22 protein-coding genes and 1 tRNA gene are annotated in these 24,848 nt (G+C 63.6%); 16 read left to right on the top strand and 7 right to left on the bottom strand.

From position 1 onward, the window contains the following. The first annotated feature begins 14 nt into the window (after positions 1 to 14). The 9 genes from guaB (at position 15) to VLA65_RS21980 (ending at position 12,640) form a co-directional block, all read left to right on the top strand. A complete protein-coding gene (gene guaB / locus VLA65_RS05920; protein ID WP_284991334.1) occupies positions 15 to 1,526 on the top strand; it encodes an IMP dehydrogenase in 1,512 nt (503 codons plus the stop codon). Positions 1,527 to 1,674: 148 nt separating this feature from the next. Beyond that, the gene (locus VLA65_RS05915) at positions 1,675 to 2,811 is read left to right on the top strand and encodes a GuaB3 family IMP dehydrogenase-related protein (RefSeq protein WP_306958937.1); all 1,137 of its coding nucleotides are present in this window, start codon (positions 1,675 to 1,677) and stop codon (positions 2,809 to 2,811) included. A gap of 100 nt (positions 2,812 to 2,911) precedes the next feature. Continuing rightward, on the top strand, positions 2,912 to 4,672 hold the full coding sequence (locus VLA65_RS05910) for a glycerol-3-phosphate dehydrogenase/oxidase (RefSeq protein ID WP_332602014.1): 1,761 nt from the start codon (positions 2,912 to 2,914) through the stop codon (positions 4,670 to 4,672). A gap of 39 nt (positions 4,673 to 4,711) precedes the next feature. After that, positions 4,712 to 5,200 carry a PTS sugar transporter subunit IIA gene (locus tag VLA65_RS05905; protein ID WP_059387422.1) on the top strand — a complete coding sequence of 163 codons (489 nt, stop codon included), beginning with the start codon at positions 4,712 to 4,714 and terminating at the stop codon, positions 5,198 to 5,200. 58 nt (positions 5,201 to 5,258) lie between these two features. Beyond that, a complete protein-coding gene (locus VLA65_RS05900; protein WP_332602013.1) occupies positions 5,259 to 6,101 on the top strand; it encodes an SURF1 family protein in 843 nt (280 codons plus the stop codon). After that, positions 6,098 to 6,616 (top strand): DUF3817 domain-containing protein, encoded by a 519-nt coding sequence (locus tag VLA65_RS05895; RefSeq protein ID WP_059387423.1) that lies wholly within the window; start codon positions 6,098 to 6,100, stop codon positions 6,614 to 6,616. Before VLA65_RS05900 ends, VLA65_RS05895 begins: the two co-directional genes overlap by 4 nt. 121 nt (positions 6,617 to 6,737) lie before the next feature. Beyond that, a complete protein-coding gene (guaA, locus tag VLA65_RS05890) occupies positions 6,738 to 8,342 on the top strand; it encodes a glutamine-hydrolyzing GMP synthase (RefSeq protein ID WP_332602012.1) in 1,605 nt (534 codons plus the stop codon). Positions 8,343 to 8,470: 128 nt separating this feature from the next. After that, positions 8,471 to 12,385 (top strand): AAA family ATPase, encoded by a 3,915-nt coding sequence (locus tag VLA65_RS05885; protein ID WP_442880196.1) that lies wholly within the window; start codon positions 8,471 to 8,473, stop codon positions 12,383 to 12,385. A gap of 9 nt (positions 12,386 to 12,394) precedes the next feature. Then, positions 12,395 to 12,640: a hypothetical protein gene (locus tag VLA65_RS21980; RefSeq protein WP_370872179.1), complete on the top strand. Its 246-nt coding sequence runs from the start codon at positions 12,395 to 12,397 to the stop codon at positions 12,638 to 12,640. 19 nt (positions 12,641 to 12,659) lie between these two features. Here the strand turns inward: VLA65_RS21980 and cpaB are convergent, their stop codons facing one another. The 3 genes from cpaB to VLA65_RS05870 form a co-directional block, all read right to left on the bottom strand. Continuing rightward, positions 12,660 to 13,415 carry a Flp pilus assembly protein CpaB gene (cpaB, locus tag VLA65_RS05880; RefSeq protein WP_172465467.1) on the bottom strand — a complete coding sequence of 252 codons (756 nt, stop codon included), beginning with the start codon at positions 13,413 to 13,415 and terminating at the stop codon, positions 12,660 to 12,662. A 165-nt stretch (positions 13,416 to 13,580) separates the two neighbouring features. Then, the gene (locus VLA65_RS05875) at positions 13,581 to 13,844 is read right to left on the bottom strand and encodes an FmdB family zinc ribbon protein (RefSeq protein ID WP_059387425.1); all 264 of its coding nucleotides are present in this window, start codon (positions 13,842 to 13,844) and stop codon (positions 13,581 to 13,583) included. Positions 13,845 to 13,998: 154 nt separating this feature from the next. After that, positions 13,999 to 14,604, bottom strand: coding sequence for a 5-formyltetrahydrofolate cyclo-ligase (locus VLA65_RS05870; RefSeq protein ID WP_332602011.1), 606 nt, complete (start codon positions 14,602 to 14,604; stop codon positions 13,999 to 14,001). 117 nt (positions 14,605 to 14,721) lie between these two features. On the opposite strand from VLA65_RS05870, the gene galU reads away from it, so the two are divergent. The 5 genes from galU to VLA65_RS05845 all read left to right on the top strand — a co-directional run bounded on the left by galU (position 14,722) and on the right by VLA65_RS05845 (position 18,200). Then, on the top strand, positions 14,722 to 15,627 hold the full coding sequence (galU, locus tag VLA65_RS05865) for a UTP--glucose-1-phosphate uridylyltransferase GalU (RefSeq protein ID WP_059387427.1): 906 nt from the start codon (positions 14,722 to 14,724) through the stop codon (positions 15,625 to 15,627). Between the two features lie 6 nt (positions 15,628 to 15,633). Then, on the top strand, positions 15,634 to 16,254 hold the full coding sequence (locus VLA65_RS05860; protein ID WP_284991345.1) for a GNAT family N-acetyltransferase: 621 nt from the start codon (positions 15,634 to 15,636) through the stop codon (positions 16,252 to 16,254). Positions 16,255 to 16,467: 213 nt separating this feature from the next. Further along, complete coding sequence (locus tag VLA65_RS05855) at positions 16,468 to 17,289, top strand: hypothetical protein (protein ID WP_332602010.1); 822 nt, start codon at positions 16,468 to 16,470, stop codon at positions 17,287 to 17,289. Between the two features lie 6 nt (positions 17,290 to 17,295). After that, the gene (locus tag VLA65_RS05850) at positions 17,296 to 18,096 is read left to right on the top strand and encodes an SDR family oxidoreductase (RefSeq protein ID WP_332602009.1); all 801 of its coding nucleotides are present in this window, start codon (positions 17,296 to 17,298) and stop codon (positions 18,094 to 18,096) included. A 31-nt stretch (positions 18,097 to 18,127) separates the two neighbouring features. Continuing rightward, positions 18,128 to 18,200 (top strand) — tRNA-Ala (locus tag VLA65_RS05845). Positions 18,201 to 18,438: 238 nt separating this feature from the next. Here VLA65_RS05845 and VLA65_RS05840 read toward each other — a convergent pair. Together VLA65_RS05840 and VLA65_RS05835 are read right to left on the bottom strand one after the other, a co-directional pair. Next, a complete protein-coding gene (locus tag VLA65_RS05840; protein WP_332602064.1) occupies positions 18,439 to 19,539 on the bottom strand; it encodes an ATP-binding protein in 1,101 nt (366 codons plus the stop codon). A gap of 329 nt (positions 19,540 to 19,868) precedes the next feature. Beyond that, the gene (locus VLA65_RS05835; RefSeq protein WP_059387432.1) at positions 19,869 to 20,309 is read right to left on the bottom strand and encodes a VOC family protein; all 441 of its coding nucleotides are present in this window, start codon (positions 20,307 to 20,309) and stop codon (positions 19,869 to 19,871) included. 215 nt (positions 20,310 to 20,524) lie between these two features. Here VLA65_RS05835 and VLA65_RS05830 point away from each other — a divergent pair, with 215 nt between their 5' ends. Both VLA65_RS05830 and VLA65_RS05825 read left to right on the top strand, forming a co-directional pair. Beyond that, on the top strand, positions 20,525 to 21,661 hold the full coding sequence (locus tag VLA65_RS05830; protein ID WP_332602008.1) for an App1 family protein: 1,137 nt from the start codon (positions 20,525 to 20,527) through the stop codon (positions 21,659 to 21,661). Between the two features lie 79 nt (positions 21,662 to 21,740). Then, entirely contained in the window at positions 21,741 to 22,457 is a 717-nt protein-coding gene (locus tag VLA65_RS05825) for an NADPH-dependent F420 reductase (RefSeq protein WP_332602007.1), read from the top strand. Between the two features lie 85 nt (positions 22,458 to 22,542). On the opposite strand, the gene VLA65_RS05820 is transcribed toward VLA65_RS05825, so the two are convergent. Continuing rightward, positions 22,543 to 24,054 (bottom strand): GntT/GntP/DsdX family permease, encoded by a 1,512-nt coding sequence (locus tag VLA65_RS05820; RefSeq protein ID WP_441432546.1) that lies wholly within the window; start codon positions 24,052 to 24,054, stop codon positions 22,543 to 22,545. Next, positions 24,051 to 24,599, bottom strand: a complete 549-nt coding sequence (locus VLA65_RS05815; RefSeq protein WP_332602006.1) for a gluconokinase — start codon at positions 24,597 to 24,599, stop codon at positions 24,051 to 24,053. The genes VLA65_RS05820 and VLA65_RS05815 overlap by 4 nt, the downstream gene beginning before the upstream one ends. Between the last annotated feature and the right edge of the window lie 249 nt (positions 24,600 to 24,848).

The following is a 24,848-nucleotide window of genomic DNA, read 5'->3' as shown; positions in this document are numbered from 1 at the left end:
TAAGAGGCGCACTCATGACCCAGCCCGAACACGATCCCTTTGGCTTTGTTGGCCTGACCTATGACGACGTCCTGCTGCTGCCGGGCCACACCAACGTCATTCCGTCCGAAGCTGACACCTCCTCCCGGATCTCCAAGCGGATTTCGGTCCAGACCCCGCTGCTGTCCGCCGCCATGGACACTGTCACCGAGTCCCGGATGGCCATTGCCATGGCCCGCCAGGGTGGCCTTGGCGTCATCCACCGCAACTTGTCCATCGAAGACCAGGCCGACCACGTCGACCGCGTCAAGCGCTCCGAGTCCGGGATGATCACCAACCCCCTGACCATCCACCCGGAGGCCACCCTTCAGGAACTGGACGAACTGTGTTCGCGTTACCGGGTTTCCGGCCTGCCCGTGATCGACACGGACGGCCGTCTACTCGGTATCGTCACCAACCGCGACACCCGCTTCGTGCCGGAGTCCGACTTCCCGCTGAGGCTGGTCAGCGACGTCATGACCAAGATGCCGCTCATCACGGGCCACGTGGGCATCAGCCGCGAAGAGGCTTCGCACAAACTGGCCACCAACAAGATCGAGAAGCTGCCCCTCGTTGACGAGCAGGGTCGCCTCAAGGGCCTGATCACCACCAAGGACTTCACCAAGGCCGAGCAGTACCCGCTCGCGACGAAGGACGAGGAAGGCCGCCTCCGGGTCGGCGCAGCCATCGGTTTCTTCGGCGACGGTTGGGAACGGGCCATGGCCCTGATCGACGCCGGTGTCGACGCACTTTTCGTGGACACCGCCAACGGCCACTCGCAAGGTGTCCTGGACATGATCACGCGCCTGAAGTCGGATCCCGTCGCTGCCCACGTTGACATCATCGGCGGCCAGGCCGCCACCCGCGAAGGCGCCCAGGCACTGATCGACGCCGGTGCCGACGGCATCAAGGTGGGCGTGGGCCCGGGCTCCATTTGCACCACGCGCGTTGTTGCCGGTGTGGGCGTTCCCCAGATCACGGCTATCTACGAGTCCTCGAAGGCGGCCATCCCCGCCGGTGTTCCGCTGATCGCCGACGGCGGCCTGCAGTACTCGGGCGATATCGGCAAGGCCCTCGTGGCCGGTGCCGACACCGTCATGCTCGGCTCATTGCTGGCTGGTTGCGACGAGTCGCCGGGTGAGCTGATCTTCGTGAACGGCAAGCAGTTCAAGAGCTACCGCGGCATGGGTTCTCTGGGTGCCATGCAGTCCCGTGGCAAGAACACGTCCTACTCGAAGGACCGCTATTTCCAGGCGGACGTTTCCGGTGATGACAAGCTCATCCCGGAAGGCATCGAAGGTCGCGTCGCCTATCGCGGCCCGCTCTCCTCGGTGGCGTACCAGCTGGTCGGCGGCCTGCGCCAGACCATGTTCTACACGGGTGCCCCGACCATCGCCGAACTCAAGGCACGCGGTAAGTTTGTGCGCATCACTGCGGCCGGACTCAAGGAGTCCCACCCGCATGACATCCAGATGACCGTCGAGGCTCCGAACTACGGTTCCCGCTAGGCGTAAATTCCTATCCCAGGCAGTTCCAAGCGAGCCCGCCACCTCCACTATGGGGGCGGCGGGCTCACTTATTTATCAGGCATTGCCTGTCGTCATGGTCTGCGTCACCCTGCCGGAACATCGCGCCGCACTGGGATAACCTAGAGCAGTGACTTACGAGATTGAGATTGGCCGTGGCAAGCGTGGGCGTCGTGCCTACTCCCTGGATGACATCGCGATCGTCCCCAACCGCCGGACGCGCGACCCCAAGGACGTTTCGGTCTCATGGCAGATTGATGCCTACAAGTTTGAGATGCCCGTGATCGCCGCACCCATGGACTCCGCGATGTCGCCTGAAACGGCCATCGCGCTTGGGCGGCTGGGCGGCTTGGGCGTTCTGGACCTCGAGGGCCTGTGGACGCGGTACGAAGATCCCCAGTCCGTGCTGGACGAGATCTCTGCCCTTGCGGATGAAACGGCCAGCCCGACGGTCACCCGGCGCATGCAGGAGCTCTACAAGGCCCCCATCCAGCCCGAACTGATCACCACCAGGCTCGCGGAAATCCGCGCATCGGGCGTGACAGTGGCCGGCTCGCTGACACCGCAGCGCACCCAGGAACACTACAAGACAGTGGTGGCCGCCGGCGTCGACATTTTTGTCATCCGGGGCACCACGGTCTCGGCCGAGCACGTCTCAAAGAACCATGAGCCCCTGAACCTCAAGCAGTTCATCTATGAGCTCGACGTCCCCGTGATCGTCGGCGGGGCTGCCGGCTACACCCCGGCTTTGCACCTCATGCGTACCGGAGCGGCCGGCGTCCTGGTGGGCTTCGGCGGCGGCGCAACGACTACCACGCGGCGCGCCCTCGGCATCCATTCGCCCATGGCTTCCGCCATTTCCGACGTCGCCGCCGCCCGCCGCGACTACATGGATGAATCCGGCGGACGCTACGTGCACGTGATAGCCGACGGCGGCATGGGTACTTCGGGTGACATCGTCAAAGCCATCGCCATGGGCGCCGACGCCGTCATGCTCGGCAGCGCCTTGGCCCGTGCCGAAGAGGCCCCGGGCAAGGGCTGGCACTGGGGCCAGGAAGCCCACCACCTTGAGCTGCCCCGCGGCGACAGGGTCAACGTCGGCACCGTCGGTCCCCTCGAAGAAGTACTCTTCGGGCCGGGCCACCACACCAACGGCACGTCAAACCTGATCGGCGCGCTCCGCCGCTCCATGGCGACCACGGGCTATTCGGACCTGAAGGAGTTCCAGCGGGTCGACGTCGTCGTCTCGCCTTACTCGGGCCAGTAGCTCCCGCTCGGGCCGCTTTAGCGCAGGCGAAAACCCTGCCCAAGCCGCTGGACAAGAAGTAGTGTGGGGAACTACGGGCTTGTGCGATGGGAGGCGTCCAATGAGCAGTGTTGCAGATGGTTCGCAAAGGATTGATGCATCAACCGGTGCGTTGAGTCCGGAGGCGCGGGAAAGATCCATCGAAGTCCTCAGGGGAACCACGGAGCCTGGCAAGGAACTCGACATCCTCATCGTCGGGGGAGGCGTAGTGGGGGCCGGTGCGGCGCTGGACGCGGTGACCCGCGGTTTGTCGGTGGGCATTGTCGAGGCCCGGGACTGGGCTTCCGGCACGTCGTCACGGTCTTCGAAGCTGATTCACGGCGGCTTGCGTTACCTGGAAATGCTCGACTTTGCGTTGGTCCAGGAGGCCCTCCAGGAACGTGGTTTGCTGATCCAGCAAATCGCCCCACACCTCGTGCGCCCGGTTCCGTTCCTGTATCCGCTGACCCGGCGTTTCTGGGAGCGGCCCTACGTTGGTGCCGGCATCTTCCTCTACGACACGCTTGGCCTCACCTCCGGCCACAGCCGCGGCGTACCCATGCACAAACACCTCTTCCGGCGCGGAACACTGCGGGCAGCACCCAGCCTCAAGAGCGATGCCTTCGTCGGCTCCATCCGCTACTACGATGCACAGGTCGACGACGCCAGGCTGGTGGTCAATGTCGTCCGCACGGCCGCACATTACGGAGCGCATGCCGTGAACAGGATGCGCGTGGTGTCGTTCGTGCGGGAGGGCGAACGCGTGGTCGGCGCCAAGGTGGAAAACCAGGAAGACGGCAGCATCATCGCAGTCCGCGCCAAGCAAGTGGTCAATGCCACCGGAGTCTGGACGGACGAGACCCAGGCCATGGTGACGGATCGCGGCCAGCTCAAGGTCCGTGCATCCAAAGGCATCCACCTTGTGGTCCCGCGCGACCGCTTCCAGTCCACGGTCGGATTGATCCTGAGGACTGAAAAATCCGTGCTGTTCGTCATTCCTTGGGGGCGGCACTGGATCATCGGCACAACGGACACCGACTGGAAGCTTGACAAGGCGCATCCTGCAGCGTCTACCAAGGACATCGACTATGTTCTTGAACACGTCAATCGTGTCTTGAAGCGGCCCTTGACCCGTGAGGATGTCGAAGGTGTCTACGCCGGACTGCGTCCGCTGCTGGCGGGGGAGAGCGACTCCACGGCCAAACTTTCACGCGAACACGTGGTGGCGCACCCGGTTCCAGGCTTGGTGGTGGTTGCGGGTGGAAAGTTCACCACGTACCGGGTCATGGCGAAGGACGCGGTGGACGAAGCGACCCGGGCCATGGACGAGCGCGTGCCGGCGAGCTGCACCGATACCATCCCCCTCCTGGGCGCCGAGGGATTCAAAGCCGCGTGGAACAGGCGGGGAAGAACCGCCGACGAGGCCGGGGTCCACGTTGCCAGGGTGGAACATTTGCTCAACCGCTACGGCTCCATGACCCCGGAAGTCCTCGCCATCATCAAGGACAACCCGGCGATGGCGGAGCCGCTGCCGGGGGCAGACGACTATTTGGCGGCAGAGGTCGTCTATGCCGCGACCCATGAGGGTGCCCGGCATGTCCATGACGTCCTGACCCGGCGCACCCGCATCTCGATCGAGTCGTGGGACAGAGGTGTTTCCGCGGTCCCTGTTGTCGCTAAGCTGATGGGAGAAATTCTTGGCTGGAGCGATGCGCAGCGGGAAAGCGAAATCAAGCACTACCTGGCCCGGGTGGAAGCTGAACGGCTCAGCCAACAGCAGCCCGACGATGAATCGGCCGATGCTGCGCGCATGGGCGTCGATGACATCGTTCCCCTCCGCTGAGCGGCCCGGGTTGGCTGGCCACACTGGAGGGAAAACGACTTGGCGGAACCACTGGACCCGTATGATGCCGAACTAACCACGCCGGAGACCGTCATCCTTGAGATGGAAGCGGTAGACAAAACAGATGCCGCGGGCCAGCTCGCGGAACGGCTGTACGCAGCCGGGCGCATCACGGACCTTGAGGGCTTTCTCGAAGTCGTCAACTCGCGCGAGCACCAACTTGCTACCGGGCTGCCGGGCGGCATTGGCCTTCCGCATGCCCGCAGCGAGTATGTCTCCAGGGTCTCCATCGCTGTTGGTGTCACGAAATTCGGTCATTCGTTGGACTTCGGCGCCAGCGACGGACCGGCCACGTTGGTCCTGCTCATCGCTACGCCCGCCAGCTCATTCTCGGACCACCTGGAAGTCCTCGCGACCTTGGCCCGCTCGCTGTCCAAGGAATCGTTCAGGGAATCCCTCCGGCGCGCCCACGATCCCGAAGTCATCGCCGAACTGATCAACTCCAGCTTGGTTTTCTTCGACCACTGAGGAAGGGGCAGGCCCTCCCGTTTAGCTGTTCTACAGCTTGACGAAGTACGGTTAAGGGGTGTTGAAAACCGCTCTGAAGCCCCGCTGGATCGCAGGACTTGTCTTTGCGCTCCTGCTCTCCGGGGTGTTTGTGCTGCTCAGCCAGTGGCAGTTCGGCAGATCCACCCAGAGCGACGCCCCGGTTGACGACCCCGCTGTGGAGCAGGTCAAGCCGCTTACCGGGGAATTGCAGCCTGGAACCTTTTTTCCGGGTTCGGCGTCGGACCAAATGGTCAGTGCCGAGGGTAGTTACGATCCCACCAAGCAGGTCCTCGTGGAGGGCCGGCTGCTCGCAGGGCAAAAAGGGTACTGGGTAGTGACCGCGTTTGCGGTCGACGGAGCACCTGTCCTCCACGGCGTCGGCGCAACCGGGAAGACGTGGATCCCCGTGGCCCGCGGCTGGGTCGCCGATCCCGCCCAAGCCGGGCCGCCGCCGTCGGGCACCATTGAACTGACCGGACGGCTCCTGCCGTCCGAGGCGCCGGTGCCAAACGTCGACGCCGGAGCGGGACGCGCCTCTGCGGTCTCCGTCGCGGAACTCATCAACACGTGGGACGTCTCGAGCTATCCCGGCTTCGTCGCCGCGACGTCGGAAGTATCCGCGGGCAAGACCCTCGCACTTCCAGCGCAGCTGAAGCCCTTGAATATCCCGGCCCAACCACCCAACCAACAGATCAACTGGCTCAACCTTTTCTACTCCGTGGAATGGGTTGTCTTTGCAGGATTCGCCCTCTACATCTGGTGGCGCATGGTGGCCGATGACTACCGGCGCACCCTTGAAGACGACGAGGAAGAGCCCGACGACGAACACCCGTCAGACGATTTGCCAGCAATTACCAAGCCAGAACAGGTAAAGCCATGATTGAGCCCAAACCGGCCATCCAGCCCGAACAGTCCGGAGAATCCGCCGCGAAGCCAAGGGCGGCCAAGAAGCGCCGCTTTGGCGGAACGACGGCGCAGATCCGCTCGGCCCTGAAGTTCTACAAAGTCATGGCTTACCTCACCGGCACCATGCTGTTGCTTCTGTGCGCCGAACTCGTTGCGCGCTATGTGTTCGGCGTGTATCTCTTCGCCGGCGGTACAAACGCGATCACCGGTCAGCCTTTCGGTTTCGGATTCGCCGACGCCGAGTCCAAGGCGGTCCTGGGCGGGGTCAACGTTTCCGTGGGGGTCCTGATCGTCCACGGTTGGATGTACGTGCTGTACCTCATCTCGGATTTCCGCTTGTGGTCGCTCATGCGCTGGCCGTTCACCAAGCTCGTCCTGCTCGCCTTGGGCGGCGTCGTCCCTCTCATGTCCTTCATCGTGGAGAAGAAGTTCCACTCTGAGGTAGAGATGGAACTCGCCGCGAATCCGCAGGCCTCCAAGCGCTACTGACGGGCGTGGTCCGGCGGTCACTGTGAGATCGCTAACGTCGGACTGGTTCCGGGGCTGATTTCCGGGCTTCACGACCGGCTTCAAGGTGCACCGGGGCATCCCGGCAAAGTAGGCTGTTACGGTGACTACTCCCACCGCACCCTTCAGTTCTGAAGCTCAGACTTCCCAGAAGCCGGTGCTGGTTGTTGACTACGGTGCCCAGTACGCGCAGCTGATTGCCCGCCGCGTCCGTGAAGCGAATGTGTACTCGGAAATTGTTCCGCACACGTTCACCACCGAGCAGCTTCTGGCCAAGAACCCGGCAGCGATCATCCTCTCAGGCGGACCTTCAAGCGTTTATGCCGAGGGTGCCCCGAGGGTTGGCGCGGACCTTTTCGAGGCCGGCGTCCCGGTCTTCGGTATTTGCTACGGCTTCCAGGCCATGGCGAATGCGCTCGGCGGCAAGGTCGCTCAGACCGGTCTGCGGGAGTACGGCGCCACCGAGGCCACCACCGTCGGTGAGGCGCGCTCCATCCTTGCAGGTGTCCCGGACTCCCAGAACACCTGGATGAGCCACGGAGACTCCGTTCACCAGGCTCCTGAAGGCTTCGAGGTCCTGGCGACCACCGCCGGAGCACCTGTGGCTGCTTTCGCGAACGAAGAGAAGCATCTCTACGGCGTTCAATGGCACCCGGAAGTAAAGCACTCCGTCCACGGCCAGCAGGTTCTGGAAAACTTCCTGTTCAACGGGGCAGGCCTGAAGCCGAACTGGACCACAGGCAACATCCTGGACGAGCAGGTGGACCGGATCCGCCGGCAGATCGGCGATTCCAAGGTCATCTGCGGCCTCTCCGGCGGCGTCGACTCGGCCGTTGCCGCAGCCCTCGTGCAGCGCGCCGTTGGCGATCAGCTGACCTGCGTCTTCGTGGACCATGGCTTGCTGCGCGAAGGCGAAGCCGAACAGGTCGAGCGTGACTTCGTTGCTGCTACCGGCGTCAAACTCTACGTCGCCAACGAGCAGGAGCGTTTCCTGTCCGCCCTGGCCGGGGTCAGCGATCCCGAAACCAAGCGCAAGATCATCGGCCGCGAGTTCATTCGTGCGTTTGAGGAAGCAGAGCGGGCCATCATCGCCGAGGCTGCGTCCGAAGGCGAGAGCATTAAGTTCCTCGTCCAGGGCACCCTGTACCCGGACGTCGTCGAATCCGGCGGCGGCGAAGGTGCCGCGAATATCAAGAGCCACCACAACGTGGGCGGCCTTCCCGAGGACCTGCAGTTCGAACTCGTTGAACCGCTCCGCGCGCTGTTCAAGGACGAGGTTCGTGCCGTGGGCGCGCAGCTCGGCTTGCCGCAGGAGATCGTCGGACGCCAGCCGTTCCCCGGACCCGGCCTCGGTATCCGCATCGTCGGCGACGTGACCAAGGAACGGCTCGACCTCCTTCGCAAGGCGGACGCGATTGCGCGGGCTGAACTCACGGCGGCCGGACTCGACAATGACGTCTGGCAGATGCCTGTCGTGCTGCTGGCCGACGTCCGCAGCGTTGGCGTGCAGGGCGACGGCCGCACCTACGGACACCCGATCGTGCTGCGTCCGGTTTCGTCCGAGGACGCCATGACCGCCGACTGGTCGAGGCTTCCGTATGACCTCCTCGCCAGGATCTCCAACAGGATCACCAACGAGGTTGATGGCGTCAACCGCGTGGTACTTGATGTCACCAGCAAGCCGCCGGGAACCATCGAGTGGGAATAGCATTCTGAGTGACCGGCCTCTGTTCCAGGGGCCGGTCACTTTGTTTTTCCCCTGAAATCAGCGCCAATTTGCCTTTCCACCAGTGTTGCGGTGCGGACTGCCGGTCGATTCCCGCTACCCTCGAAAGTATGCCGATTTGGTCCAAGTCGTCTCGAGCTATAACAGAAAAGAAGGCAGCGGTGTCAGTAGGTCAAAGCCACGAAGAGAGCTCCATAGAGCTTCGGAAATGGCTGTCGGGGCTCAAGCCCGTGACTGGCGCGGACACCATGCTGCGCTTCGTCAAGACGCCGGAAGGGTCGATAGACCTAAGCAACGGCCACCCTTCAGGCCTGGCACAGCTCCTCGCCGGACGTCGGACCCGTCTTTCCACCTTGATCCGGGATCGCCAGCAGTATCTTGTTGCCGCGCGTGCAGCCAGGAACCTTCGCTCAAAGATTTTCGAACTGGGAAATGACCGGGGAATCGACGCCGGCTATCTCTCCTGCGGCACGGTCGTGTGGACGTCGGCGGTGGGAGGGAAACCCCAACGAGTCTCCGCCCCCGTCATGTTGGCAGCCATCTCACTCACGGCGCGGCCGGGCGAAGACGACTACGAGCTGCAACTGACCGAGCAAGCGGGCATCAACCCCGCGTTGGTCCGGCATTTGAAGACCGTCCATGGAATCGTCTTTGACGTCAACGCCGTGAGCCGCATGGCCTACAACACCGCGCGCCTTGACCCGCTGCCGGTCCTCGACCGTCTTGCCACACTGGTACAACCGATCCACGGTGCCGAAGTAACCCCCAATCTCCTCATCACGACGTTGGCGGATCTGTCCGGGAACTTGGACGACCCCTGGATCAACGAGAACAGCAGCGTCGTTGCCTCCCTGTTTGAAGCCGCCAACGGCGGCGATGTGGAACCCGAACCCATCAAGTCCGGACGGTTCCCGAACCTCGACGAGCGCGACCCCGCCGAAGAATCGCTGCTCCTGGACGCGGACTCGGATCAGCAGTACGTCGTGGATGCCGTCCGGGCAGGGGACTCGCTGGTGGTGAGCACCCCACCAGGCAGCGGCCAGACCCAAACCGCGATCAACGCCATCGGTGCCCTCGTCAACGAGGGGAAGTCGGTGCTTGTGGTGGGCGACCGGCGGGCGAGCCTCAACGGCCTGGCGGGCCATTTTGAAGCCCTTGGCCTTGAATCGATGCTGTTCAGGCCAGGCAACGGTGCCACGCCCCAGCAGCTCAAGGGTCAATTGGTCAGCGCGATTATCCGCAACGAGAAGTCGCTGGAGCCGCAACTCGCGAATCTCCACAAGACCTTGACCGAGCACCGCCATGCACTCATGGACCACGTCGCGTCTTTGCACAACGTACGGCAGCGCTGGGGGTGCTCGCCCTACCAGGCAATGCAGTCGCTCGCGGAGCTCACCTCGATCCACCCTGCCCCCGCTACGACGGTGCGCTTGAAGCGCAGCGTGCTGGACAACATCAAAGACCGGGCCGAGTTGGCCGAGAGACTGCGCCGCGCTGCGGAGCTTGGCAGCTTCAGCCGTGAATCGACGTCGAGCCCTTGGTACGGGGCCCGCCTGGTCACGCGCAAGGAAACCGAGGAAGCCCAGCAACTGGCCAGCAGTGCCGCCGAACAACTTCCCCGGTTGCGTGAACGGATGAACCAGGTTGCGGAGCACTCCGAAATCCGGCTTGGGGCGAACTTCGCCGAATGGGGCGCGCAGCTTGAACTCTTGATGGCGGTCCGGGAGAGCCTGGACAAGTTCACCCCGGACATTTTTGACCGGCCGGTCCACGACCTGATTTCGGCCACCGCTACCTCCGCTTGGCGCCGTGAGCGGGGAGTCGAGATGCCTTCGATGCAGCGCTCCCGCTTGCGTCGTGTGGCAAAGGAGTATGTCCGCCCCGGTGTCCACATTGCGGATCTGCACAGCTCCTTGGCGCTCGTTCAGGAACAGCGGGCACTGTGGGCCCAGTACGCGACCACCCAGCGCCATCCGGCAGTGCCCTCCGGACTTGCCGACCTCGGCGCGAGCTACCGCGAACTGGACCGGGATCTCCGCCGCTTGGGCGATTGCCTCCAACACACCGCGGCCGGCGGCGACCTCCACGCGACGCGCTACGAGGATCTCATGGAGCGGCTTGAGCGCCTTGTGGCGGATACCGGCACTTTGGAGACACTCCCGGAGCGCACGCTTCTGGTCGAGAACATGCGCGAGCACGGACTCGCCGAGCTTCTTGCTGACCTGGCTGAACGCGAAGTGCCTGCCGAATCTGTTGCCGCGGAACTGGACCTCGCCTGGTGGCAGTCCGCCCTGGAAGCGATGATCAGCGGTGACGACTACCTCGCGATGTCCGACGGCGATTCCCTTCGCCGCCTCGAAGCGGAGTACCGCCTGGCGGACCACGCGCACATTGCCAGCGGGGCCGCGCGCCTGCGATGGAAACTTGCCGAAATGTGGCGGGCTGGAATCGCCGAACACCCCCGCCAATCGGAGCTCCTGCGGAACCTGATCAAAGACGGCCGCGTTACCCTCTCCGCGCTCAGTGCCCAGGCGCCCGCCCTTGTGTCCCGCTTGGTTCCGGTGTGGTCCATCAGTCCGTACCTGCTGACGAGCCTCTTGCCCGCAGAACAAAAATTCGACGCGGTGGTGATTCTCGATGCCGAGAGCACATCGTTGCAGGCCGTCCTGCCGGCCATTGCCCGGGCCCAGCAAGTGGTTGCCTTTGGCGACGCGAAGATCGCCAATGCCCGTACTTTCAGCGTCGCCGTGGAGCCACCCATGGCCGGAGCCGCAAGCCAAGACACGGTGGACAGTGCATTCAATGCCCTGGCCCGGGTCCTGCCCACCTGGCAGTTGAACTGGGTGTACCGCGCGGTCGACGAAGATCTCGTGCTGCAGTTGAGCAAGAACTACTACAACGGTGGCCTTCGCCGGCTGCCGGACGGGCAGTCCGTAACCGGGTTGGACCGCTCGGTGGTAGTTGAGTACATCCCGGATGGTACTGGCCTTCCCGGGGCGGATCACGAAGGTGTCGAATCGGTCGCCGCCGAAGTGAACCGTGTGGTTGACCTGGTGTTTCAACACGCCAGTCTTAGGCCGCGGACCTCGCTCGCCGTGGTCACCGCAAGCCTGCGCCATGCGGCAAGGATCGGCGAGGCCATCAGGCTCCAGCTCCCCAACTATCCGCTGTTGTCGGGTTTCTTCAATGCCGGAGCGGAGTCCTTCCGCGTGGTGGATTTGGAGCGCGCACAAGGACTGGTCCGCGACCACATCATCTTCTCCCTGGGCTTTGGGCGCACCCCGCATGGCCGGGCTCTGCACAGTTTCGGACCGCTCTCCGTCGAAGGCGGGCGAAACAAGTTTGCCTTGGCAATGACCCGATCCCGGAGGTCGTTGCACGTCCTGAGCTGCTTCCGTCCGGAGGACCTCGACCTGGACAGGTTGGCTCACGGCGCCGTTGATTTCCATGAACTCCTGGACCGTGAATTGTCCGGGAATTCGGACCTGGGGACGCCCGCCACCAGGGCTGCTGCCAGCGAGCAGGCGCTCGGTGAGGATCCGTTGGTGGCGGATCTGGGCGAGCGGCTCCGTGCACGCGGAGCCCGGGTGTGGCACCACTACGATGGAGCCTTGGACATTGCCGCGGCAGCCGATCCCGTGCACACCATAGGTCGCGATGACACCGAAATGCCCACCCCGGTGGCCATTGAATCGGATGGCACGGAACGGTACCGCCGCATGAGCGTCAGGGAGCGCAGCAGGCTCCGGCCCCAACTTCTGGAACGCCTGGGTTGGCGTTACATGTCCTTGTGGACCATTGAAGTATTCACGGATCCTTCGTCCTGCGCCGACCGCATCGGTTCCTATCTGGGGCTGGAGAAGCCGACGGCACCCTCGTATGGTGCCGTCCAGGATGGATTCCTGGATGTTGATGTTGAACAATTGGAACTGAACAGTCAGGCGGACCAGGCCACGGCCGGGCCTGATGGTAGGCAAGGCCCCCGCGGTACGCAAGGCACTGGCTCGGGACCGGCGATCCCCTAAGGAAGCGCAATGGCGGAAAGCAAAAGCACTCAATCCAAGCGCGCTGCGGACACCAGTGCCGATGCGCTGGGCCCTGACGCGGAGTTGGACGAGCAGGAGAAAACAAAAGTGAAGCCCGCACCGGAGCGGAAGCCGGCAGGAGAGAGTATTCTGCCCAAGAAAGCCTCCGAGGATGATCCACGCCGTTGGGGCGATGAGCCTGGCTATGACCACGACGCCTGGCTGAAGGAGCAAAGGCCCCCGCACTGGGGCTGAACCCTCCATTTGCTCGTGGTTATCCGGCCGGGGCTCGGGATTGCCGGTTGTCAGAGGGATTGACGAGGACAAAGAACAGTTTCCCTCGCGTGGAAGCTCCGGCGAGGATTTCGGCCTGTTGCGGATTGGCGGCGACAACCACAAGGCCGTCCGCCTCGTTCGTGCCCAACCATTGGGTGGCTTTGCCTCCCTGCCCGGACGTCCACAAGACCGGGACCGCAGATGCCAGGAGTTCGGATTTCTTGCCGGGCCCTTCAGGCCCATCTGCTGCGGTGAGCACAACGTCGACCACCTGGCCCGGCGAGATGAGCTGGATTGAAGCGGGATCGGCCATGCGAAGTGGAACGGCCGCCGTCGCGGGTGCGGTGCCGGTGAGCAGGCCCGGTCCCAGGAGTTGGGCGTCCGTGGGGATCTGCCCCTTTCGCAGGGGCGAGGCAAGCTGCTTCCCGCCGTATCCGGTTTTGGGGGAGAGCGCCCCCGCGGGTACTCCATCTGGAAGGACTTCGAGGGGTTTGAGGTCGGAATCCATCAAAGTGGACCCGGCAGGAAGATCCCGCGCGGCGGCCAGGACCGTGACTCGCTGCTCCGAAGGGGGAGTCAGTTGGTGGACCGCGATCCCGGCGGCCACGCATAGCAGAAGGGCCACCACGAGGCGGCGGTTGTGGTTTAGCCAGCCAGCGAAGCGTCGATGCCCGGATTGTCGCGTGGGAGCGCCGAGGCGCCCGCCCGCCCTGAAAGGAAGAACCTGAAGGCGACGCGTACGGGCCATGCTCATCGGCGACGGGATCCTATCGCGCGGGAGCGACGAAGATCCGGCAGGCACAGGGCCCGGGGATACGTTCGGGATTTTTGGCATGGTGCCACGCTAACGGGGCACGCAGGTCCCGTGGCAGGGCCCTATTGAGCTATGTGGAAAACCGGGGGCAGCCGGAAACGGCTATCAGCTCGCGGCAGCCGCCGGAACCGACGCCGGAGCCGGAGACGCAGCTGGTGCGGCGGGAGCGGCCGAAACGGTGCTTCCCTTGGAATCCCGGGAGTCGGTGCGGTAGAAGCCCGATCCCTTGAAGACGACGCCCACGCTGTTGAACTTCTTACGCAACGACCCTTGGCATTCAGGGCAGTCGGACAGCGAGCTGTCCGTGAAAGCCTGAACGATGTCAAAGGCATGTCCGCAGTCTTTGCAGGCATAGGCATATGTGGGCACTGGTGATCCTCCTCCGGGACGAACTGCAGGTCCTGTGCTGCCAAGGCGGATTGTTCCGTCCATTAGCAGTCGCAGGGCCTGAGTGCCAATTCTATCATCCGGAGTCGAGGCCGCTACTACGGAATGTGGCGGAGTAGACAGACCTCAAACTCGGTCAAGCCGCCGCAACCAGGCGTACAACCCGGTAAGGGGTAAGTGCCTCGGCCACGGGCTTGTCGAACGATTGTGCGGGGATCGTCCCCGCGGGCAGCACTTCGTGGTCATATACGACGGCGACAGTCGGCGGACGCTGCCCGTCGGCGTCGAGCTTGTCGAGGAGCCGGTCGTAGTAACCGCCCCCTTGCCCGATACGGTTTCCGCTTTCATCGACCGCGGTGGCCGGAAGGAAGATTCCAGCCGCATCCTTGATGACGCCACTGTCGAATCGTTCGCCAATGGGCTCGTCAATCGGGGCGTAGTTCGAGCGGACAAAAGACGTTTCCGGTGTCCAATAGACCCAGCTCAGATGCCGTTCCGGTTCACAGACGGGAAGGAGGACCCGGTGCCCGGCGGCGTGGAGCGAAGCGAGCAAGGGCATTGTCGGCGGCTCGGCAGCCACGCCGACATAAGCCGCGAAAGTCGACGGATTCCCTTGGGTAACCGCATCCGCCCACAGGAGGCCATGGCGGGCAATCCCCGTTCCAGCGTCAGCACGCTGTTGCGCGGTCAAGGTGAGCCTGCGCTTGCGGTTGTCCCGGCGGATATCGTCCTTCAAAGTCATCTTTGCTCCAGTTCTTGCTGCTGTGCGGCCCGGGGATGGGCAGGAAAGGGAGCTTCACCGCTGTGCGCCCCGGGACTCTTTTGCCCAATGTCCAGCTCCTTCCGTTAGATTAGTCCGGTGACTTCCAATAGCTGCGCCGTCCGCAAGGCCGTGATCCCAGTTGCCGGGCTCGGTACCAGATTCCTGCCGGCTACAAAGGCCATGCCCAAGGAAATGCTGCCGGTTGTCGATAAGCCGGCCATCCAATACGTGGTTGAGGAAGCCGTGGGCGTCGGCCTCAACGACATCCTGATGATCACGGGACGCAACAAACGCGCATTGGAAGACCACTTTGACCGTGTCCCGGCGCTTGAAGCGACCCTTGAGGCCAAGGGAGACATCACCAAATTGGACGCTGTACAGGCCACGAGCGGCCTGGGCGACATCCACTATGTTCGCCAAGGCGACCCCAAGGGCTTGGGCCATGCGGTGCTGCGTGCCAAGCAGCACGTCGGCTATGAGCCGTTCGCGGTTCTTCTCGGTGACGATCTGATCGACGCCCGGGACACTCTCCTCAGCGACATGATTGAGGTCCAGCAGAAGACCGGCGGATCCGTCGTAGCCCTCATTGAGGTGGAACCCTCCCAGATCAGTTCCTATGGCTGCGCTGACATCGAGGATATCGGCGAAGACGGCTACGTCCGGATCAAGCAGCTTGTGGAAAAGCCAGCCGCAGATGAAGCTCCATCAAACCTGGCCGTGATTGGCCGCTACGTGCTTCACCCCGCCGTATTTGACGTCCTTGAGCACACCGAGCCGGGACGCGGCGGGGAAATCCAACTGACGGATGCCCTCCAGGTCCTGGCCGCCGAGGAGGGCGAAGGCCGCGGCGTGTATGGAGTGGTCTTCCGTGGCCGTCGATACGACACCGGGGACAAGCTGAGCTACCTCAAAGCCTGCGTCCAGCTGGCGTGCGACAGCGAAGACCTCGGTCCCGGTCTGCGTGAGTGGTTGCCCGGCTTCGCCGCCGGCCTCAGCAAGTAGCTCATCGTGTGGGGATCGGCCATTTGGCCGGTGACGTTGGAGAGTGGCGACCTCATCTTGCGTCCCATTCACTACCGGGACAAGAAGGAATGGACCGAGGTCCGCTCACGCAACAGTGATTGGCTGGCGCCTTGGGAGGCCTCCAACCCGGCCCCTGGCGGTCGCCTGCCGAATTATCGGCAGATGGTGGCTTCCCTCAACTCCCAGGCTCGGCAAGCGAGTGCCCTTCCGTTCGTGATCACGGAGCGCATTCCCGGGTTCCCGGAGCCCAGGATCGTCGGGCAGCTCACGGTCTCCTCGATAATGTGGGGGTCGGCGATGACGGCCACGCTTGGTTATTGGGTCGACCAGGCGCGGGCCGGCCGCGGAATAGCTCCCACCGCGGTTGCCATGGCCACCGACCATTGCTTTGAGGCTCTGGGCCTGCACCGGATGGAGATCAACATCAGGCCCGAGAACGGGCCGAGCCTACGCGTCGTTGAGAAGCTGGGATTCCGTGACGAAGGCCGCCGTGAGCGTTTCCTCCACATCAACGGGGAATGGGCTGACCACCGAAGCTTTGCGTTGACCTCGGAAGAGGTCCCCGGCGGTTTGCTGGCCGCTTGGCTGAGACGCGGAGCCAACTAGTCCGTCCAGGCGGATGAGAGCCGGTAAATCCATTGATTTGCCGACTCTCCGACGACACACCGTGGGCAATGCGGCGGCCTCTGCGCATTTCCTTCTACGGTTTTGATTGTGGACTTCCCTCTCAGCAGCTCGGTGATACTGGTCATTGCTGTCGCGCTGTGGATTGTTTGGGTTGCGCCATACATACTGCGGAATCGTCACAACCACGTCCAAATGGCCGGTGACATCCCGGCAGATGTCATCGACGAAGACGCTCATGAACTGCAAGCCGGGGTGGTTCTGTCAATCACCCCTCGGCAGGAGAAAGCAATGGAAACCATGCAGAGCACCGCAACCGCATTGCCCGAGGTATCGGCCGGCGCCGGCGAACGGCGTGATGCTGCATCGGATGCGGCGGTCTTCAAAGTCAGATACGGGCGCTGCGCCCTTGCACTCGGCGGTCTCCTCCTGCTGCTCACGGCGGCCGTTTCAGGCGTTCTTCGCATTCTTGGCCTCGTTTCGGGTTGGCTGCCGCTGGCATCCATCGTCGGTGTGGTCGGGACCGTTTTCCTGCTTCGCCGGCTCGCCATCAGGGACCGCCGGGCGAAGATGAACAGGGCCTTCCGCAATGCAATGGGTCCCGCGGTCGAAAGCCCCCGAGAAAGTGCGCCGGCGTCGGACCGGCCTGCGACCAAGATCTTCGACGCCGAAGCCCACGCCCGTGAGGCCACCCGACTGACCGCCGTCGAGCTCCGTCAGGCCGCCCTTAACGTTGCCGTCGCCGCCGGCGACAACACAGTCCGGTTTACGGCGGAATCCAAAGAGTCTGAATGGCGGCCGGTGGACGTACCCAAACCAACATACGTCGACGCCGCCAAGGCGCCTCGACCGGCGCCCGAACCCCTCGACTTGCCTGAGGCCCCCAAGCCGCTCGGCAAGCCGACGTTGAAGCCGGCCAGCGCGCCGTCCGAGGGTCCGTCGGTCCAGGTACAGCACGGCAAGCCCCAGAGTGCCCTCAGCAACCTCGACGACGTTTTGCAGCGCCGCCGGGCATAGCCTCCCTTGACTACCGTCTGCGTCGCAGGTGGCACGGGACAGGTGGGCCGTGAAGTCGTCCGCTTGGCGCTCGACGCCGGACTCGACGTGACGGTGCTGAGCCGCCGGCCGCCGTCGGGCACGTCGCCAGCCCATCACGACGGCGCCCGCTACTTTCAGGCTGACGTCACCACAGGGGCCGGGCTGGCAGAAGCCCTGCACGGGGCCGACGTCGTGATCGATTGCTTGGAAGGGCAGTTCGGGAAAGCCCTCAAGAATTTCGCCGACGGCGGCGCGCGCCTGCTCGCCGCGGCCTCCGGTGCCGGTGTCCGCAAGGCTGTTGTCCTCTCGATCATCAACTGCGACCAGAGCAACGCGGCGTTTTATGTCTCCAAGGCAGACAAAGAACGGGTCTACGCGAATTCTGCGCTTGAGACGGTTGTTGTGCGGGCCACCCAGTTCCACAGCCTCCTGACGGCGGTTTTCCAGGCCGCGGCGAAAATTCGCCTCATCCCGGTCTTCAAGGGTGCCCGCTTTCAAACGATTTCGCCCTTGGACGTGGCGTCGGAGTTGCTTGCCGAGGCCATGGGGGAACCTTCCGCTGAGCGACACCGGACACGAACCATCGGCGGACCGGACATCCGGACCGTGCGTGAACTCGCTGAGATCTGGCTCAAGGCGACCGGGCGTTCTGGACGGATCGTAGAGGTGCCGTTGCCCGGAGCGATGGGCAAATATCTTCGGAACGGACTGAATTTGGTGCCAAGCCAGCGGACCGGGACAGACACGTTCGAGTCGTGGTTGGCAAAGCGCGAAGATAGTTTGTAGCCTAGGGACACTGGCAATGCACAGTTGACCAGGGGCTATAGCTCAGTTGGTAGAGCGCTTCGTTCGCATCGAAGAGGTCAGGAGTTCGAATCTCCTTAGCTCCACAGTGAAGGCCCTTTGACCTGCGGAAACGTAGGGGTGGAGGGCCTTTCTCGTAGCGAGTCTTGAACCTACCCGACGGCCATATCCTCCTGGCCCCGGCACCACAGCGAGAACCTGTTTAACGCTCTCGGTCATGCCGTTTGCGGGAGAGCGCCTCCGCAAACTCGAGCGGGTCTGAGCCCCGCTTGCTGGAAGTCTCTGCCGGGTGGGTGGAGGAGGTCCGTCGCCGACCGGCAGCGGTCAGTGTGGCTGATTTTTGCGGAGGTATTCCCGCAGTCCGGGGATGGCGAAGTCGGTTTTTCCGTGGCCGGTTGATTCGATGAGGCCTGCGGCGAGGAGTCTGGTCCGGTATTTGGCCACGAGAGTGGGCCGTGAACCGGTCCGCCGGACGATGTCCCCGGCCGTGGAGGGTCCATCGTCGATGGCCATTGCGTGCAGGATCTCCTGGTCTTTGGCGGATGCCGCGGCGAGGGCGGCTTCAATGACGACGCGTTCGTTGCGTCGGATGGCGGCGGCAATTGCCCGGTCGACGGCGGCGGAGGAGAGGCCGCCGTTGTTATTCTCGGCCTCGCGCCAGAGGAAGTAGCCGACCAGTTGGATGAGGAAGGGGTAGCCTCCGGTGGTTGTCGCTGCCTTGTGCACCAGGTCCGGGTCGATGGTGATCCCGGCGGCGGCGAAGGTTTCCGTGAAGGATGTCTCGACATCGCGTACCGCGGCGGCATGGAGATCGATCTTGTCGGCTCTGCGAAGGAATGTTGCCACGCCCTCGTTCAGGAGATCCGATACGGCAGAGGGAAGGCCTGCAAAGATCAGTGCGATGGGCAGCCGGTCTTGGATGAAGTGCTGGACGTTGGCCGCCAGCTGGGCCAGTTCGGCTCGGTCGGCGGCATGGATCTCGTCGACGGTGATGAGGAGCCCGGTCCCGCGTTCGTCGAGGAGCTTCAGGAGTGTTTCCCCCAGTTCCCACCAGTCCACCTGGCGTTCGGGCGAAAGTTGGGACGTGACACTGAACCCGGCAATCGAAATCCCTGTGATACGACGGCTGGATTCGGGTTGGTCGTCAAGCTCCTGGATGAGTCGGCGCATCTTTTCGCCGATCCGACCCATGAAGGTTCCGGTCGCGGTCTCGGCCACCACTGCCCATCCGTGCTCCTGGGCAAGGTCATGGGCAGCTCCCAGCATGACCGTCTTGCCGATGCCGCGGGCACCGGTGAAGATGGACAGGAGTCCAGGGGCTCCGGAACCGAGCTGAAGGCCATATTCGAATTCATCCAGGAGTCCGGAGCGGCCGATGACTTCCGGTGGGGTGGCTCCGGCCGTAGGCCGGAACGGGTTGTCCATGTTGAGCACGCCACGTTCCTCAAGTGAATTTGGGTGAATTTGGTGAATTTGGGTATCCGGGTGAATTTGGTGAACTTTTTGCCATGATACTCGTGTTCCTCGGATCCGAGCCACTGAGGGGTCCATCGGGGGTAGACGATCTGCGTCGGAAGGACGGCGCCGAAGACGAAGATGCAGCATTCGCGCGTTTGGAGAGGGCAACCCTTGGCAGACAACGAAATGTGCCGTCCCATGAGAAGAGGTCAGGAGTTCGAATCTCCTTAGCTCCACAGTGAAGGCCCTTTGACCTGCGGAAACGTAGGGGTGGAGGGCCTTGGTCGTGCCGATCCTTAGCTCATCCGCTCAGCCAGGGACACAATGATCCCCTCTGGACCTCGAACGTACGCCATGCGCCAGGCTCCCTCGTACTGGCCGATGCCACCGACCAACCCGTACCCCTCCGAAGCCAACCGGTCGACCCTCGCTTGAAGATCGTCGACTTCGAAAGACAAGCTGCGCAGCCCGAGTTCGTTGGCCATGGCGGCGGGCGATCCCGGCTGCGGATCTGGCCTGACGAAGCTGGATAGCTCCACCCCGGTTCCTCCGCCTGGTGTCCGCAACATGACGATCTCGGTGCGGGAGTCCGGGATCGCTGTGACCGTATCAATGAACTCGCCCTCCACAAAGGTCCGGCCCTCGATCTCGAGCCCGAGTCCCACGAAGAACGCCGCCACGTGGTCGAGGTCCTGAACAGTGACGCCGACGTGGTCGAACCGCATGATGCGCGACATGAGAAAAACCTCCAAGTGTTCGTTTGCGCGGTCCAGGACGGAGCCTACCGGGGACTTTACGGCGGATTCACGTTGGGAGAAAGAGTCCGGCGCGCGGCTGGCACGGTGTACGGGCAGGGATCCAGGTCGGCGGCCCGGCTCCGTGTGCGCAAACCAGCGGATTGGCCGGCACGGCCCGTGCGTAGGCTTGGGGAGCGCCATGTCAGACTGGACGCATGTGTCCCCTCCCTGTGAAGCCGCGCGCTCTGTCCAACAGCGTTGAGAGCGTGGGCCCGACGTCGTCGAGCGGTGCAGGCCGCCACCTGGCCCTGAGGATCGACGATGCCTGGCTCAGGTTCCAGACGCGTCTCGCGATCCGGCGCGGTCGGGTGGAGACCGTCATCCCTTACACCGGTTACGGCACCACCTCATGGGTCCGGGTTTTGGCGCGCATTGTCCGCAGTGAACCACGGGACGGCGGGAGCGGCACCCAGGCAGGTAAGCTCAAACCGCTGAAAGATGGCATGCGCGGTTGGCGCAATTTCACGAGCGCGCCCGTGGCACATGCCACCGTGCGGGTGACGATTGCGGGCATCGACCACGACGTCGAAGCCGACCGCGGAGGTGTCGTCGACACCCAAATCCCGGCAGCCCTCGACGTCGGCTGGCATACGATCACCGTGCAATCCGGCGGATCCAGGATCGTGGAAGCCCCTGTGCAAATCGTCGCGGACGACGCAGACTTCGGTGTCGTCTCCGACATTGACGATACCGTGATGGTCACGGCGCTGCCCCGTCCATTCCTAGCCGCCTGGAACACCTTCGTACTCGACGAACACGCGAGGACCCCGACGCCGGGCATGGCTGTGCTGTACGAGCGGATCGTGAGGACGGCGCCGTCGGCCCCCGTGGTGTACCTGTCGACCGGAGCGTGGAACGTCGCTCCGACACTGTCACGCTTCCTGTCCCGCAATTTATATCCCGCCGGTCCCAAGCTCCTGACCGACTGGGGCCCCACCCCGGACCACTGGTTCCGCAGCGGACAGGAGCACAAGAGGAGTTCGTTGGAACGTCTCGCGGCGGAGTTCCCCGGCGTCAAGTGGCTGCTGGTAGGTGACGACGGACAGCACGACGAAGCGATCTACGCCGAGTTCGCCCAACGCCATCCGCAGAACGTCAGGGCAATCGCGATCCGCCAGCTTTCCGTCGGGGAAGCGGTGCTCGCGGGCGGGCGGTCAAAGTCCGCGGCTCAGCCCACGCCGGGGATTCCCTGGATTTACTCTCCGGACGGTGCAGGGATGTCGGCCCAGCTCGAGCAGCTGGGCATCATCCGGCGCAGCGTCCGGCCCGCAGACGTGCCGGAGACGCCGTAGGCCCGCAGCTGACCGACGTCGGATCCCCGCCCGGTGAGAACAGCAGAGGGTGCCGACTCATCTCGCAGACAAGCAGCCTATGGTTGGCAATTTGCGCCGCGCGTACGATCAGAACAGGGCAATTCTCGATAACCATGATCTGGAGGTTGACGTGACAACTGCAATTATTGGAACCGGCACCATCGGGTCCAGTGTCGCCCGCCATCTTGTTCAAGGCGGCGAGCCGGTGGTCTTGGCGGCCCCCGATCAATCCCATGCTGAATCGTTGGCCGCTGAGCTCGGTGCATTGGCGAGTTCGGCGAGCGTCGGCGATGCCGTGTCACAGGCTGAAGCTGTCGTGATGGCCGTGTGGCTGGACACCGAGAAGGAACTCATCTCCCAACTGTCAGACGCCCTGGTCGGCAAGGTCGTCATCGACCCGACCAACCCGATCGGGCCTGATGGCCACGGCGGCTACACCACGACGCTGCCGGAGGGCCAATCAGCAGCATCGATCGTGGCAGACCTTCACCCTGATGGCGCGCATTTCGTGAAGGCCTTCGGCACATTGGGTGCCGACGCGCTGGGTTCGGCAGCCAACCGGCCATCCGGGCGGGCAGTTCTGTTTTACGCAACCGACGACGACGCTGCGGCCGAAACGGTGGAGCGGCTCATTCGTGTCGCTGGCTTTGACCCGGTCAAAGCCGGCGGAATCGAGGCGGCCGGCAGGCTCGAGTTGATGCGAGGCGATCTTCACCAGAATGGCGGGCTTGGTGGAAGGCTTTTGAACGCCGATGAGGCGCGTGCCTCCCTCTAGAGCAGATCGCGGCGGCGGGACGAAGCGAAGGCCCTCCGAACTGCGGAATCGCAGGTTCGGAGAGCCTTCGTTGTGCCGGTCCTGACTAGACGAAAACGGATAGCAGCAGCGTGAATCCGAATCCGACGACGGAAATTATCGTTTCCATGACTGACCAGGTCTTGATCGTCTGGCCTACCGTCAGTCCGAAGTATTCCTTGACCAGCCAGAAGCCGGCGTCATTGACATGGGAGAAGAACAGCGATCCGGCACCGATGGCGAGCACAACCAGCGCCAGCTGAGCCGGGGACAAGCCGGTTGCCAGCGGTGCGATGATTCCTGCGGCCGTCACTGTGGCAACAGTCGCCGAGCCGGTGGCAAGACGAATCAGCACTGCGATGATCCAACCCAGCACCAGTGCCGACAGGCTGGCAGCGACCGCGATCTTGGCGATCGCGGTTCCGGTGCCGCCGTCGACGAGTACTTGTTTGAAGCCGCCGCCCGCGCCGACGATAAGCATGACCCCGACGATCGGCAACAGGCTCTCGCCGATCTTCTTCGTCAAGATGGAGGCTGAGAAGCCGACCCTCGTACCGAAAGTCACCATTGCCAAAAGCACCGCCACGAGCAGGGCAAAGACCGGGTCGCCGATGAAGTCCAGCAGAGGCCGGAGCGGCGCGTTCTTGTCCATCCAAATGTCTGCCCCGGCTTTGATCAGCATGAGCACCAACGGTGACAGCAGGGTCACCAAGGTCCAGCCAAAGGACGGGCTGCGCGTTGCTTGCGGATCCTGCGCCTTGCCGACGGGCGCGTCGCCGCGCGAACTGGCGGCCTTCGCGCCGGGGCCTTGCGATCTGGCCGTCTCGGCGTTCTCGCCGGCTCCAACGGTAACGGCGAGGCCAGCGCCGGCGGCTCCGATCGGCACGATCCGTGCGGCGAGACGACCAAAGAGGGGACCTGCGATGATTACGGTCGGAATGGCTATGAGTAGTCCAAACGCGAGGGTCACACCGACATTGGCGTGCAGGATGCCGATCGCGGCCAACGGGCCCGGGTGCGGCGGGATGAAACCGTGGAGGACCGACAAACCGGCCAAGGCCGGAATGCCAAGACGCATTGCCGGGCCCTTGGAGCGGTGCACAGCGAGCATCACCACGGGAATGAGCAGCACGAGCCCGATCTCGAAGAACATGGGTATGCCGATGATGCCGGCGATGAGCGCCATCTTCCAGGGCAGCGTTGCAGGCCGGCCATGGAGGAGCGTGTCCACGATCTTGTCCGCGCCGCCGGAATCAGCCAGCAGCTTGCCCAGCATGGCTCCCAAGGCGATGAGCACACCCACGTAGCCCAGCACGCCGCCGACGCCATTTTCGTAGGAGGTTGTCACCTTGTCCAAGGAAATGCCCGAAGCAATGCCGACGAAGAGGGCGCCGATGCTCAATGCCAGGAAAGCATGCATCTTTGCCCAGACGATCAGCAAGACGACTATCGCGATGCCGATGGCCGCCACAACAAGTACTTGGGTGTCGTGGCCGGTCCAAGGTTGATGCATCGCATCCGTAGTGGCGTCCGTGGCTACCCCGGCGAGGGGCCTGCTGAGGATGGAGATTCCGTTCATGGTTCTCGTCCTGTTCCGCTCGGCCGCAGGCCGAACTTGTCCATGATTTGTTGGGCAATCACTCCTGGAGCCGGGCCAACGTCGATCCGGATTCCGGGCTCACCCGGAGACAGCTCTTCAAGATCCGCGAACTGACTCCCCAACATACTGGCGGGCATGAAATGACCGTGGCGTTCGGCCAGCCGTGCGCTGATAGTCTCGGGCGTCCCGGACAGAAAAACGAAGACGACGCCTGAACCTCGGCGATTAATAATGCTTCGATAGGACCGTTTGAGCGCCGAACACGTGATGACGCCGTTTTCCCCGTGATCCAGCCTCTGGTCGACCCACTCGGCGACCTTCTCCAGCCAGGGATATCTGTCCTCATCCGTCAGCGGATGCCCCGCTGCCATCTTGTCGATGTTTGTTTGGGGATGCAAGGCATCCCCTTCCTCGAAGGCCCAGCCAAGCCGCCCCGCCAGGAGTGCGGCAACCGTGGATTTCCCTGAGCCGGAAACACCCATGACAACCAGCACAACGGGTTCGGACAGAGGGGTCGTCGCCATGTCCAGAGGGTCCATGGTGCCCATCTTGGCAGCACGTGGGCCTCAGTGCCATAGGGAATCGCAGTGGATCTCCTGGCGGCCGGGCCCCGGGGGCGCAGGCCTGACGACGGCTCATTCGGGGCGTTGTACGATCTCGGACAGAAGCGGCAAGGCCCGGTCAAGCCCGACACCAGGAAAGCTTGAGGGGATACGGACACTGCTTCCGGAAAACAAACCAGGCGTCCCGTTTTAGTCCGGCCGATGCGCATC

The sequence above is a fragment of the Arthrobacter sp. S2(2024) genome, assembly GCF_036662515.1.
In the GTDB taxonomy this organism is placed as follows: Bacteria; Actinomycetota; Actinomycetes; order Actinomycetales; family Micrococcaceae; genus Arthrobacter.
Note: the sequence above shows the minus strand (reverse complement) of the source record. Positions and strands in the feature narration are given on the sequence as shown.